The sequence below is a fragment of the Frigoribacterium sp. ACAM 257 genome (assembly GCF_007954365.1).
Lineage (GTDB): Bacteria > Actinomycetota > Actinomycetes > Actinomycetales > Microbacteriaceae > Frigoribacterium.
The window spans coordinates 42728-56347 of record NZ_VOLO01000006.1; the positions used below are offsets into that span (position 1 = coordinate 42728).

Consider the following 13620-nt stretch of genomic DNA (forward strand, 5'->3'; position numbering starts at 1 on the left):
CCACTCGGAGAACCCCGTGACCACCACCGCACCCCGCACGCCCACCTCCTCGGCACCTGCCCGCGACGCCCGCGACGCCCCCGCCCGTCGCTTCGCCGGTGCCGTCTCGCCGTCCACCTCGACCCTCACCCCGCTCGACGCGACCGAGATCCGGCTCACCGACGGCTTCTGGGCCGAGAAGCAGGCCCTGAACGCCGACGTCGTGCTGCAGCACTGCGAGGACTGGATGGAGCGCATCGGCTGGACGGGCAACTTCGACCGCGCCGCCGCCGGCCTCGACGACCCCGGCACGCCGTGGGAGCACTCCGGCATCGAGTTCGTCGACTCCGAGGTGTACAAGCTCCTGGAGGGCATGGCCTGGGAGCTCGGTCGGGGGCACGACCCGGCCCTGCAGGTCCGTTACGACACCCTCGTCGGCCGCGTCGCCGCGGCCCAGGAGGAGGACGGCTACCTGCACACGAGCTTCGGCCGTGCCTGGCAGCGCCCCCGGTGGAGCGACCTCGAGTGGGGGCACGAGCTGTACTCGATGGGCCACCTGCTGCAGGCGGTCGTCGCGGCGGTGCGCACCGCCTCCTCGCCTCGGCTCGTCGAGGTCGGCACTCGGCTCGCCGAGCACCTGTGGACCGTCTTCGGCCCCGAGGGCCGGGTCGCCATCTGCGGCCACCCGGAGGTGGAGGTCGCCCTGGCCGAGCTCGGCCGCGCCCTCGACGAGCCGCGCTGGGTCGAGCTCGCCCGCCTCTTCGTCGACCGGCGGGGGCACGGGCTGCTCGGCCAGATCGAGTACGGCGCCGAGTACTTCCAGGACGACGTGCCGGTGCGCGACGCCGACGTGCTGCGCGGCCACGCCGTCCGCGCCCTCTACCTCGCCGCGGGTGCGCTCGACGTCGCGGTCGAGACCCGCGACGACGAGCTCGCCGCGGCGGTCCGACGACAGTGGGAGGCGACGGTCGCCGCCCGGACGTACGTCACGGGCGGCATGGGCTCGCACCACCAGGACGAGGCGTTCGGCGCCGACCACGAGCTGCCGCCGGACCGCGCCTACTCGGAGACCTGCGCGGGCATCGCCTCGACGATGCTCTCGTGGCGCCTGCTGCTCGCGGACGGCGAGGCCCGGTACGCCGACCTCATCGAGCGGACCCTGCTGAACGTCGTGCTCGCCTCGCCACGCGACGACGGGCGGGCGTTCTTCTACACGAACACGCTGCACCAGCGTTCCGAGGGCGTCGAGCCCGACGAGGACGACCTGAACGCCCGTGCCCTGTCGAGCCTGCGCGCGCCGTGGTTCGAGGTGTCCTGCTGCCCGACCAACGTGGCGCGCACCCTCGCCAGCGTGGAGCAGTTCTTCGCGACCCGCAGCTCCGACGGGGTGCAGCTGCACCAGTACGGCAGCTACGACGTCGACACCGTGCTCGACGACGGCACGCCCGTGGCGCTGTCGGTCGCGAGCGGATACCCCCTCGACGGGCGCGTCGAGGTGACGTGGCGCGGCGACGTCGAGCGCGAGGTGGAGCTGACGCTCCGTGTCCCCTCGTGGGCTGACGGCGCCCCGGTCACGGTGGCCCTGCCGGACGGGGAGGTCAGGCAGGCCCAGGGCTCGACGGTCGTCGTCCGCCGGCGCTTCTCGGCGGGCGACGTCGTCGTGCTCGAGCTGCCCGTCGTCGCCGAGTGGGTGCTGCCCGACCCCCGGATCGACGCGGTCCGTGGTCAGGTCGCGGTGCAGCGCGGCCCGCTCGTGCTCGCGCTCGAGTCGGTGGACCTGCCGTCCGGCAGCGTCAACGACGTGCTCGTCGACACGACGGTCGACCCGGTCACCACGTCGGTCGGCGCCAGGGTCGAGCTCTCGCGCAGCCGGACGCCTGACGGCGGATGGCCCTACGGCCGCACCCCGTCGAGCGCCAGCTCGCTCGGCAGCGTGGAGCTCCTGACCTACGCCACGTGGGGCAACCGAGGCCCGTCGACGATGCGCGTGTGGCTGCCCGTGGACGACCTTGAGGCCTGACGACGACCGCAGACGTTCGCTTTCTGAAATCACTTCAGGTGTCTGCATTGCTTAAAATAAAGGCACATGCCAGGCTTACTGAAAGCGGTTTCGGACAATGCCGTCCTCGACGGCGCCGCTCGTCCACGCAAAGGAGCACAGGATGAGAACGAAGAAGAAGTCGACAGGGGCCGTCCTCGGCCTCGGCCTGAGCGCAGCGGTCGTCGCAGCGCTCCTCACTCCGGGAGCGACCGCCAGCGCCGCCGGGAACACGCTCGTCGTCGACGCGGCGACCAGCCTCCGGCCGGTCACCCACGTCGGCGCCGGCGGCCTGTACGCCGTCGCGAGCGACACCGACCCGGCGCCGGGCCTGCTGACGCCGCTGAGGCTCAAGCAGCACACCCAGCCCGCACCCGGAGTCCAGCAGCTGGGCAACGGTGCCACGGTCCCCACGGGCGACGTCATCAAGACCGCCCCCGCCTTCACCCGCGACGGCGCCCAGTCCTACGCGCGGATGCCCGACGTCTACCCGAACTTCCCCTACCGCTGGATCAGCTGGGAGGACTGGACCCAGAAGATCGACACGATGGTCAAGGCCCGCGTCGACGCCAAGTCGACCACGAACATCAACGGCTGGGAGCTGTGGAACGAGCCTGACGGCACGTGGGACACTGCCAAGGCCGGCCCGTTCCTCGACGGCTGGACGCGCACCTACCGACAGGTGAAGCTGCAGGACACGACCACGCCGATCGTCGGCCCGAGCTACAGCCGCTACTACCCCGACCTGATGCGCGACTTCATGGCCCGGGCCAAGGCCGACGGCACCCTCCCCGACGTCGTCGTCTGGCACGAGCTCGACGACGGCGGATGGAACGACATCGACGAGCACGTCGCGGACTACCGCTCGATCGAGCGCAGCCTCGGCATCAGCCCGCGGCCGATCTCGATCAACGAGTACGGCTCCCCGAGCCAGGTCGACACCCCCAGCGTCTCCGCCCACTTCATCGCCCAGTTCGAGCGCACCGGCATCAAGGACGCCGAACGCGCCTACTGGTACGAGTCGGGCACCGTCGGCGGGCTCGTCTGGAACAACCGCCCCACCGGCTCGTACTGGCTGTACAAGTGGTACGGCGAGATGGCCGGCAACATGGTCGGCGTCACTCCGTCCGGAGACCTCGACGGCTTCGCCGCGTACGACTCCACCCGGAAGATCGTCAACGTCGCCCTCGGCGGCACCTTCGGCGACAACGCCGTGCAGGTCAAGGGCGTTGCGAGCTTCGGCACCCAGGCCAAGGTCACGGTCAACTACACCCCTCGGTCCGGGCGCATGGCCAACGTCTCCGCACCGACCCAGGTCTCGAGCACGACCGTCCCGATCGTGAACGGCGCCGTCACCGTCCCGATCACGAACCAGGACTACCTGGGCGCCTACCAGGTGGTCGTGACGCCCGCGGCGGGCCCGACCACGGCATATCAGCAGGTCTACGAGGCCGAGAACGCCACGGTGGTCAACGCTCAGAGGCTCACCTCCGCCGGCGCGTCCAACGGAGGGTACGTGGGCCGGATCGACGGACTCGGCGACGGCCGCTCGAACAGCTTCGTCGACTTCATCGTCGAGGTCCCCGCTGCGGGCAGCTACTCGCTCACCACCCGCTACGCCAACGGCGGCGCGGCGACCTCCACACAGGGGCTGGCGACGAACGGCAGCGCGTTCCGGGACGTCTCCTACGCGCCGACCGGTGCCTGGGGTCGCTTCGCCGACTCGGTCGCGACATCGATCACCCTCAAGGCCGGCTACAACGTGATCCGGCTCGCGAAGGGCTCGCCGAACTACGCCGGCGGATCGGGCTTCGCGGAGATCGACTCGATCACGGTGCAGCCCCGCTGAGGCCCCGCACCCCGAGGGTGCTGACAGGAACGAGTGGGAGTCCCCGTGTCCTCCGGGGGCTCCCACTCTGGCCGTCGACCCGGGCGGCCCCTAGGGTCGAGGGATCCACACGTCTCAGCTCGACGGGAGCGTCATGCCACTCCGCATCACCACCGCGACCACGAAGATCGGCGTCGTCATCGTGGCGGTCGTCCTCGGCTCCAGCCTCGGCCTCCTCGCCGCGTTCCTGCTCGGCTCGACGGCGGGTGCCCTCGTGCTCCTCGCCGTGACCGTCGCCACGGTCGTCTTCTGCGGTCGCACCTTCCGGGCGGACGACGAGCCGATCGCGCCGGCTCGCCCCGCGTGGCGCCTCACCGGCGGGACGACCTCGAGCATCGTCATGGCGGGCTTCTTCGTCTGCCAGGGCGTGAGCACTGCCCTCGCCGTGGCGGCCGGCGACGGCCGCCCCTCCGATACGGTCGTCGCCGCCGTCGTCTACGCAGCCCTCGCCGCGGCGTACGTCCTGTCGGCCGCGAAGCAACGGGGAATGCGCACGACGACGCGCAGCACCAGCACCGGCAGCGGCACCGGCACCGGCAGCACCAGCAGCAGCAGGAGCTCCGGCTGAGCACGCCTCCGACCACGCGCACGCAGGCCACGCGACCCGCCGTCGTGGCCGCGACGGCGGCAGCGCTGTGGCTCGTCAGCGGCGCCGTCGCCGTCGCCGTCGGCTGGAGCGGGCTGTTGCCGGCCAGCGTCGGCGCGGTCCTGCCCACGACGATCCCGTTCTCGCCCGGGGTGCGCCCCTGGGCGTGGGGCGTCGGCACCACACTGCTGGCCGCAGCCGTCGTCTTCCTGGTCGCGCGCCTCCTCGTCCCCCTCGCCGACCGGGTCGACGACCGCGTCGCCCGCGTGGCGCTCGCCTGGTTCGCGATCGTCCTCGCCGGAGGTGCGGCCGGCCTGGCCCTCGACCTCGCGACGATCGTGGGCGCGCTCCCGGCACCGCGCCTTCGCATGGTGCTCGACGGCCTGGGCACGGACGCGACCGTCGGGGCCTGGTGGGGAGTGGTGCAGGGCTGGCTGCCGGCCCTGCTCGTCCGGCGACGGGCGACCAGCCCGGCCGCCTCGTCCGCCGGCCCCGGCGACCACAGCGCCTCCGCGACGCAGCCGTCCGCCCGTCGACGGCACGCCGTCCTCGTCACGACGGCCGTCGTCGCGGCCGCGGCGGTCGTCGCCACCGGTGCGCTCGGGCAGCGCGCCGCCCGCGTGACGTCGGCGCAGGAGGCGGCGGTCGCCGAGGGCGCGGACCCCGGCCTGGGCGCCCTCCCCGACCCGTACGCCGAGGGCACGCCCGTCCCGACCCTCGATCCCGACCGTGACCCGGACCGCGATCCGTCGTGGTGCACCCGGGACCAGGCGATGCTGCTGCTCGGCGAGACCGGCGCGGCGACGGGGCACCGCAGCCAGACGCTGCGCCTCACCAACTACACGGACGCCTCCTGCGTCGTCGAGGGCTACCCCGACGTCGCCTTTGCCGACCAGAACGGCAACGAGCTCGCGGTCGCCGTCGAGCCGGGCGGGTCGTTCCTCGCCGAGGACCCGGGCTACGACCAGTTCGAGCTGCCCGCCGGGTCGTCGGCCGTCACGACCCTCGGCTGGGACGCGGGCGCCACCTCCGGCGCCCTCGTGGCGCGGACCCTCTTCGCGGCTCCGTTCGCGACCGACGAGCGCGGCTCGTGGCCCGTCGAGCTCGACGTCGTGGAGGGGTCGGTCGTGCACGTGACCGCGTGGGCACTCGAGACCGGCGGGCAGGGCGCGACGCCCTGACGCGGTCGTCGTCGCGGCCGGGCTGAGCGCCGCGAGGTGTCGCATCGTGTTCCGAGCATCACGTCGGGTCGTGGCGGGACGCGATGCTCGGAACGTGATGCGACACGGCACAACCCGCTCACCCACCCCGACCGCTACCCTCTGAGCCATGACCGCAGACCGCGTCCTCGCCCCCGAGCCGCCCGCCGACGGGGCGAAGCCGAAGGGGCCCGCGTCGTACTTCCCGAGCATCGAGAAGACCTACGGGCGTCCGGTCCAGGAGTGGCTCGACCTCGTCAGCGAGCGACTCGACGGCGACACGCACATGCAGGTCGTCGCCTGGCTGAAGTCCGAGCACGGCATGGGCCACGGCCACGCGAACGCGATCGTCGCCTACGTGCGAGCCGCCCGCGCCTGAGGCGTGCGAGCCGAGCCGGCCCGAACCGACGCGAGCCGAACCGGGCCTGTCCTACGGCCGGGCCGCCGCCTCCTCGTCTGTGGCCACGTTCTTCTGCACGGCGAACTGGGTGCGGTGCAGCTCCTCGTAGCGGCCGGCCGCGGCGAGCAGCTCGTCGTGCGTGCCGCGCTCGACGACGGAGCCGTCCTCGACCACGAGGATCAGGTCGGCGCTGCGGATCGTGGAGAGACGGTGGGCGATCACCATCGCCGTACGCCCCTCGAGCGCCTCGCTCAGCGCTGCCTGCACGGCCGCCTCCGAGGTCGAGTCGAGCGCCGCGGTCGCCTCGTCGAGGATGACGACGCGAGGCTGGGCCAGCAGGAGGCGCGCGATCGTCATCCGCTGGCGCTCGCCTCCCGAGAGCCGGTAGCCCCGCTCCCCCACCATCGTGTCGAGCTGGTCCGGCAGCGAGCGGAGCAGCGGCTCGAGCCGCGCACGACGGACGGCGTCCCACACCTCGTCCTCGGTCGCCTCCGGCCTGGCCAGGCGCAGGTTGCTGAGGATGGTCTCGTGGAACAGGTGGCCGTCCTGCGTGACCATGCCCAGGGTGTGGCGCAGGGAGGCGAAGGTCACGTCGCGCACGTCGGCGCCGGCGAGGCGCACGGCACCGCTGTCGACGTCGTACAGGCGCGAGAGCAGCTGGGCGATCGTGGACTTGCCCGCGCCCGACGTGCCCACGAGGGCGACGGTCTGCCCCGGCTCGATGCGGAACGAGACGCCGTGCAGCACCTCCTCGCCGCCGCGGGTGTCGAGGGTCGAGACCTCCTCCAAGGAGGCGAGCGACACCTTGTCCGCGGACGGGTACGCGAACCGGACGTCGTCGAACTCGACGCTCACCGGGCCCTCGGGGACGGAGGAGGCGGCCGGCTTCTCCTGGATGAGCGGCTTCAGGTCGAGCACCTCGAAGACACGCTCGAAGCTGACGACGGCGCTCATGATCTCGACGCGGGCGCTCGCGAGGCCGGTGAGAGGGACGTAGAGGCGGGTGAGGAGGAGCGCCAGGGTGACGACCTCGCCGGTGTCGAGCTGGCCGGCGAGGGCGAGGAAGCCGCCGAGGCCGTAGACGAGGGCGAGGGCCAGGGCGGAGACGAGCGTCAGGGCGGTGACGAAGACGAACTGCAGCAGGGCGCTGCGGACCCCGATGTCTCGGACACGGGCGGCGCGCACCCGGAACTCCTCCGCCTCCTCGTCGGGACGGCCGAAGAGCTTGACGAGGGTGGCGCCCGGTGCCGAGAAACGCTCGGTCATCTGGGTGCTCATCGCGGAGTTGTGGTCGGCGGCCTCGCGGCGGAGGGCGGCGAGGCGGCTGCCCATGCGGCGGGCGGGGATCAGGAAGATCGGCAGCATGATGACGGCGAGCACCGTCACCAGCCAGGAGGTGCTGAGCATGACGATGAGGGTGAGGATCAGTGCGACGACGTTGGTGACGACGCCGGAGAGGGTGCCGCTGAAGGCCTGCTGGGCGCCGATGACGTCGTTGTTGAGGCGGCTGACGAGGGCGCCGGTGCGGGTGCGGGTGAAGAACGCGATCGGCATCTTCTGGACGTGGTTGAAGACGGCGGTGCGGAGGTCGAGGATCACGCCCTCGCCGATCCGGGCCGAGAACCAGCGCGTCAGCAGCGAGACGCCGGCGTCGGCTACCGCAACGACGGCGATGAGGACGGCGAGCCGGACGATCATCGAGACCTCGCCCTTCGCCACGATGACGTCGACTACGCGGCCGGCCAGCACCGGTGTCGCGACGGCGAGGAACGCTCCCACGACGGAGAGCGCGATGAAGACGACGAGCTTGGTCCGGTACGGCACGGCGAACGTCATGATCCGCTTGACGGACTCACGGGAGATGCCGTGCTTGCCGTCCCTCGCGGACGAGATCTTGTAGAGCGAGCTCCAGGCCGCGCCTTCCATGCTCATGGGTGGTTCCTTCCGTGGGGTGCAGGCCCGACGTCTGCGGCGGGCCGTCCCGGGGTTCGCGGTTCTCCCCCTGGGGCGGCGCGATGGGGGCACCACGAGTCAACTCGGGTGGCGGCGGTTGTGTGGGCGGTGGGCGCGACGTGGCCACGGAGCTGGCCACGGGCGCGCCCGCCACGACCGCGATCCGCGTTGCCTTGGCAGGTCGCACGCACAGCGAATCAGGAGGCGGTTGCCCAAGCCACCCGACTGCTGACGGCAATCAAGGTCCGACATGATCGGTTCGCTCCCGCCGGTGGAATTGACTACCTCGACGGGCACGACGCGCACCTGGGGCTCACTACCGGCTGCCCTAATGGAGAATCGGCCCACTTAGACAGGACACCGACCGTAAGCGATCAAGACGACCCACAAGCCTGATTATGTCAGATCTTGAACGCCTTACTTCTAGTTGGCCTCACTCGAAGCGTCTTCCGGATCCCGCTGGAGCGACTCCTCCCCATCGCTGATGGCGCAAAGTTGCACTAGGCGGGTGTGTCCGTACGGGGTCAAGGTCCAGTAGTTCGCAGTGTCCTTGACGGATCGGTTTCGTTGCGAGGGTGGATCAATCCCAGGGCATCGAACTGCAAGAGAACAGTCTGGAAGTCCTCGTCTGAGACGTCGACCTAGTTGACCTTATAGGTCGGGCCATCGACACCCCCACCGAGCTCCGCTCGCGAGAGGACGTAAGACACCGAACGTGCCAGGGGTCGGCGGCACTGCGAACGGGTGCGTTGGGATCGGCCGGCGCAGGATGTTCGCCGCCGCCTCACCTGGCCCTCTGACGCCCATGCGGCCAGACGGCATAGCGGACCGCCGTCAAAGCTGACCAGCACTGCTGGTCGGAGAGTCGACGACAGTGGACAATTCGGAGTTCGAAGTGGACACGTTCTGCAGGTACGACCGCGACACTCAGCGCGCACGAGGGGGCACGCCGCGGTCGATTCGGCGCGCACCATGCATGGCTTCGGAAAGCCGATGCTCACGCCACCACCGTCACCCGGGACAGCCGTGAGGCGACGTTACTCTGACCGAATGGTCGGTGATATTTGGAAGACGACGAACCATTACGTTGTGCCGAAAGACGCACGTGCGGTGATGGCGGTGATCGGCGCCATCGGCGTTTACAGCAAGGGACAACGGTTCGCGTGGCGCGGCGTCTCGGACGCTGACTACGAACTGGTCTCTTCTCTTCAGCGCCATGTCGGTGGCATCGATGAGGAAGCGCTGCGATCCGCCGAAGTTGACGTGATCCAAGAGGCACGCGACTGGGGCCTTGGCACGCATCCGACCGGTCGCGTTGATGACCTTCAGCTACTTGCGGATCTTCAACACTTTGGGACACCCACACGCCTCATCGACGTCACCAGCAACCCCATGACCGCTCTCTGGTTCGCGTGCCAGCCAGCTTCCACTCCTCAGGGAAAAAGCGGCCTGCTACTCGCGCTGAATATTACCGACTGGCCGCGTCTCTCCACGGTTCCTGATGGCAGCCGTTCTTACGGGCAGGTCGGCCGGCCGGAGAGCTTTCGCCTCGAGGCAGCCCTGCAAGATGGCAGACCGCATGTCGTTGGATCGGGAGCCCCGAATGCAAGGATTCGAGCTCAAGAAGGCTTCTTCGTGACCAGTGCGGTGCCAGACACTCTCCCCATGGCGCTGATTGATCTTGGCAGCGAACAAGTCGCAATACGACGGCACTCGCCGTTCCGGTCTCTTCGGGTCGACTGGCAAGACGGTGTGGACCCCGAGGTCTTGGAGCAACGACTACTGAAACCAAAACGCGGACAACGCGCGTCCTTGCCGTTTGTCGCCGTCATCATCAAAGCCGGATTGAAAGCAAACCTTCTCTCTTACCTAGGAGGGACCTACAACCGATCAGCTCAAGTCCTGTTCCCTGATTACCAGGGCTACGTGGAGCATGGCGAAAGAATCAGGTCGCTTCGAACGACCGGCGGATCTCCGGAGGGGCCTGACCGCCGAGGTTCCTAGTCGCCAACCGGCACCGCAACCCGTTGGGCACGTCGGTGGCGCGCTCTAGGGTGTGCCCATGAACGCTCTGGTGCCCCGCGAGCTCCTCACCGTCCTCGTCCACGTCGGCGCCGACAGCGTCACGGCGACGTTCGATCTGGGAGATGCGTACGAGCTCGATGTTGCCCCGGACTACTTCAGCTACGGCTTCGCAACCGTCGAACACGACGGGACCCCGGTGAAGCGGTTCGGGGTGAAGTTCGGTCCCGACAAGACCACCGCGCACATCTACGACATGACGAATAACACCGGGGCCAACTACGACGCTTCCCACATCACCGATCGTGACACCTCTGTCGTGGTCCACTTCCGTGACGCATCTCTAGACACCACGACGGTCGTACCCCTGACTGGGTTCGGATCAGTCGAGGGCGAAGACGTCGCCGTCGCCGTCCCCGTGCAGGTTCTCTGATGTTGCGGCTGCTTCAGGTCGTCCAGGACCGCGACTACGCGTCCCCTTTCGACACGACCCTTGAGGGATTCCATCCCACCTGGTGGGGGCCGACCTGGCGTCTAACGCAGGGAGCAGCGATGGATCACTTCATCTTTATCCGTGGATTGGAGGAAGTCGCTCGCGCCCAGGTGATGCCCGTTGCGGTCATCGATCCGTCCTTGTTCACCGGGCATCCCATACCGACGCAGATTGTCAGTATCGAACGCATCAACGTCCACCAAGACTTGCGACTTGAAGACATAGGCCGGGAGGCCGTATCAGCCTTGATCGAGCACTACGGCGATGCGCAGCTCGGGGCTTTTGCGCTTGACGGTCCGGCGGAAAGATTCTGGATGCGGATTGGGTGGACCGCTTTTCGGCGGCGTCCTGGCGAGAGAGGCGATCCCCTCTTTTGCTCGCCGTAAGACTGCAGAAAGCGACACTGGCCTCATCACAATCAAGCATCGGACGGGAAGGCTTAGGTAGCCGCCATGGGCGGAAATGAGTAGTGAGGATGGGAAGGATCAGCCGCATCCGTTGCATCTGCGTGCCGATCGGTGGCTGCAGGCCGTTGAGGACTTCCATACCTCCTCCTCTCGGCTTCCTACGTCGGGGTCGCCTCGAGCAGACGACTTCGGAAAGATTCAGGACACGCTGGACCCCGCCTACATCGCATCGGGGAAGCTGCTTGCGGCGCACGATGCTGCCCGGGCCCTATCGCTTTTGTGGAACGCGGGGCACGTGCACAACGTGGCCGACTACGCCCTGCTGCGCACGATCATTGAGTGCGCAGGAGCGGCCTGGTGGATTTTGGAGGGGCGCACGCCCCGAAGCCGATTTGTGCGCGCCTACGTCATAGCCCGCGATGATCTGGAGTCAGCCCGCCGGCGAGAAACGCAATCTGTGAGGTACGCCCGGACCGACGAGGGACGAGGGAAGCGCACCGCGGTTGTGAACCGGGTTAACCAGCTCATTACGAGGTCCCAGAAAGCAATCACCGACGCGGGATACGGCGATGAACGCGTCGTGCAGAAATGGGTCCGTTTCGACTTGTCTGAAACAGTCTTGAAGAAAGCGCAAGAACACCTCGGCCAACCAGACCTCACGTTCACTTTGGCCTTGGGTTTGCTCAGCTCGCTCGCCCATGGGTCCATCACCAGCGTTATCGGCTTCGCTGACACCACCCCTCCGGACGCCTCGGACGTTCCACAGCGATTCGTAAGAACGAGGCCGGAGAGCGTTGAAGATCTGGCCGCCGCGGTGGACATCTTGTTCCAGGCAGCCAACTGGGAGTGGTTCCGCTACTCCGACAGCGTCTCGCTTCACGGAACACCGTCTGGGCAATAGCACCTGAGGCGCCCAAGCTAGTTCAAGAGCACTTCTTCAGCCGCGACATGTGCGGCACCGCAGGGGTCTCTCGCTGAGACGTTCAGAACCGGGTGAGGCGCGCGCCTGAGATGGTGAGAGCCTTGGCGACGGCAACTCCCGGAACCCTTGAATGGCTTGCTATCCAGGTCTGCAAATCAGTTTCAGCGTAACCGGCCAGTTCACACATGAACTTGTGGTCAACCAACAGATCGCGTTCAAAAATGGGTTCGTGGTGCGCAGCACGGTTGCGCAGCAGTCGTAGGCGTTGCATTTGTTTCCGGAGGTCATCCCGAAGACCCGTGTAGTTCGGGAAAGCGTTCTTCAAGCCGGCCTCCCAAAGGAGCGTGTGGTACCTGTTGGTGAGAAGACCCTCCCAGAACGACGTTTTCAGTTCTGCGACCATGTGCCCCGCACCCCAGGAGCCAGCCCCCTTGCGACCGTCGAGGTAAGTCTCCGTGTCCGAGATCTGCGCGCTGTCCTTCGCCGCGAGTGTCACAGCGTGCCACCAATCGGCGGAGCTAAAGACGCTCGTGAGAGTGTCGTGCATGGCGTTTCGCATGCCCACTTCCAGAGCTGCGTATGCGCCGAGGAACGCAGCGGACGCCTCGACGTTCCAGGAGTACAGCCGGAGCGCTTCGGCTGCGTCGCCGCTACGCGCTGCCAGATACGGCGCGAATCGAGCCGCACCAATCACAACCGGAAGGGCAGACAGAGAAGCAGGGTCCACGGGGTTCACGGGTCTCCAGCCAGCAGGCCAGCACATGGCCTCATGTGTGTTTGAGTGCTATGGTCGTCGACGTAAGCCCCGGACGAGGCACGGAAACGTGTCGGCGCGCCGGGGCAATTCTTTTTGCCCAGCGACCATTGTCCTGCAAATCCCGAACCTCTCTGGGTTCGGGATGGACCGCTTCGCGTCAACTTGATGACGATGCACCTCCGTCCGGATCGATCAGCAGTTGAGCGCGCGTACCGGTCGGGATGGTGATGATGATGGTTCCGCCGGGCTGGCGAACCACGGTGACGCCGGTCTCCGCGGCCAGCTGGCTGCCCGTACCCGCGGAAGCGAGTTGGGGGTAGTCGTCGATAGCGATCGCCCTACCTGTAGCAAGATGCTCGAGAAGGTTCGTCGCCATGCGGCCTCCGAAGTCTTCGTCGACGCGGCCTGCCAGCTCCGGGTGGTCTGCGAGGTATGCCTCAGTTGAGTAACGCCGTGTTCCACGAGACTCTCCTTGACGCCAAGCTCCTCCTGGCATGGGGCATCCGACTAGCCACTCCCCCGGCACGTGCGAGGCGTTGCTACTTGGCAGGCCCAGCCAGTCATTCTGGGGCCGCTCGCCGAACGGGCTCGGGCCGGCAAACTTAATGGTGCCGTCTTCTAGCTGTTCCACCTGATCCACTCTGTATGCAGAGACGATCATGTTGTCGTAGGTGCCGACGACGAAGTCGAGGTAGCCGTCGAGCGTCGCCGCGTTCATCTTCTTCCAGTTGCCGCGCGTGATGCTTTCGAGCCGCAGCTCGGGCAACATCGCGTTGCTGCCCTTTCGGACATCATCGAGCAGGTTCGGGTAGCTGCGCTTGAGGGACGTCACGATCATCAAAATCCCTTCCTTTCTCGCAACAGTGACACATGATGGCTAGAGGCGCAACTGTTGCGGGAATTAGAGGCGAAGGGTTTCGCTAGCCCATGGGGCACCGAACGCTCTTCTTAGCTGCGCTGACGACCTTCTGACAAG

12 protein-coding genes are annotated in these 13620 nt (G+C 67.9%); 9 read left to right on the forward strand and 3 right to left on the reverse strand.

All coding sequences use genetic code 11. The features are described 5' to 3' along the window. Nucleotides 1-16 precede the first annotated feature (16 nt). The 5 genes from ES689_RS14140 to ES689_RS14160 all read left to right on the forward strand — a co-directional run bounded on the left by ES689_RS14140 (nucleotide 17) and on the right by ES689_RS14160 (nucleotide 6069). Complete coding sequence (locus ES689_RS14140) at nucleotides 17-1999, forward strand: glycoside hydrolase family 127 protein (protein WP_146905987.1); 1983 nt, start codon at nucleotides 17-19, stop codon at nucleotides 1997-1999. Nucleotides 2000-2141: 142 nt separating this feature from the next. Then, on the forward strand, nucleotides 2142-3866 hold the full coding sequence (locus ES689_RS14145) for a CBM35 domain-containing protein (protein ID WP_146905989.1): 1725 nt from the start codon (nucleotides 2142-2144) through the stop codon (nucleotides 3864-3866). Nucleotides 3867-3999: 133 nt separating this feature from the next. After that, nucleotides 4000-4473 carry a hypothetical protein gene (locus ES689_RS14150; RefSeq protein ID WP_146905991.1) on the forward strand — a complete coding sequence of 158 codons (474 nt, stop codon included), beginning with the start codon at nucleotides 4000-4002 and terminating at the stop codon, nucleotides 4471-4473. A 44-nt stretch (nucleotides 4474-4517) separates the two neighbouring features. Next, a complete protein-coding gene (locus ES689_RS14155; RefSeq protein WP_146905993.1) occupies nucleotides 4518-5672 on the forward strand; it encodes a DUF4232 domain-containing protein in 1155 nt (384 codons plus the stop codon). Nucleotides 5673-5820: 148 nt separating this feature from the next. Further along, a complete protein-coding gene (locus tag ES689_RS14160; RefSeq protein ID WP_146905995.1) occupies nucleotides 5821-6069 on the forward strand; it encodes a DUF4287 domain-containing protein in 249 nt (82 codons plus the stop codon). 51 nt (nucleotides 6070-6120) lie between these two features. Here the strand turns inward: ES689_RS14160 and ES689_RS14165 are convergent, their stop codons facing one another. Continuing rightward, complete coding sequence (locus tag ES689_RS14165; RefSeq protein WP_146905997.1) at nucleotides 6121-8022, reverse strand: ABC transporter ATP-binding protein; 1902 nt, start codon at nucleotides 8020-8022, stop codon at nucleotides 6121-6123. A gap of 1071 nt (nucleotides 8023-9093) precedes the next feature. On the opposite strand from ES689_RS14165, the gene ES689_RS14170 reads away from it, so the two are divergent. From ES689_RS14170 to ES689_RS14185, 4 genes are all read left to right on the forward strand, one after another. Further along, on the forward strand, nucleotides 9094-10047 hold the full coding sequence (locus ES689_RS14170) for an FRG domain-containing protein (RefSeq protein WP_191330503.1): 954 nt from the start codon (nucleotides 9094-9096) through the stop codon (nucleotides 10045-10047). A 58-nt stretch (nucleotides 10048-10105) separates the two neighbouring features. Further along, nucleotides 10106-10498 (forward strand): hypothetical protein, encoded by a 393-nt coding sequence (locus ES689_RS14175; protein WP_146906001.1) that lies wholly within the window; start codon nucleotides 10106-10108, stop codon nucleotides 10496-10498. 119 nt (nucleotides 10499-10617) lie between these two features. Beyond that, entirely contained in the window at nucleotides 10618-10944 is a 327-nt protein-coding gene (locus ES689_RS14180; protein ID WP_146906003.1) for a hypothetical protein, read from the forward strand. Between the two features lie 325 nt (nucleotides 10945-11269). Further along, the gene (locus tag ES689_RS14185; protein WP_146906005.1) at nucleotides 11270-11866 is read left to right on the forward strand and encodes a hypothetical protein; all 597 of its coding nucleotides are present in this window, start codon (nucleotides 11270-11272) and stop codon (nucleotides 11864-11866) included. 82 nt (nucleotides 11867-11948) lie between these two features. Here the strand turns inward: ES689_RS14185 and ES689_RS14190 are convergent, their stop codons facing one another. Beyond that, nucleotides 11949-12623 carry a hypothetical protein gene (locus tag ES689_RS14190; RefSeq protein WP_146906007.1) on the reverse strand — a complete coding sequence of 225 codons (675 nt, stop codon included), beginning with the start codon at nucleotides 12621-12623 and terminating at the stop codon, nucleotides 11949-11951. 178 nt (nucleotides 12624-12801) lie between these two features. Further along, nucleotides 12802-13482: a hypothetical protein gene (locus ES689_RS14195; RefSeq protein ID WP_146906009.1), complete on the reverse strand. Its 681-nt coding sequence runs from the start codon at nucleotides 13480-13482 to the stop codon at nucleotides 12802-12804. Nucleotides 13483-13620 lie beyond the last annotated feature (138 nt).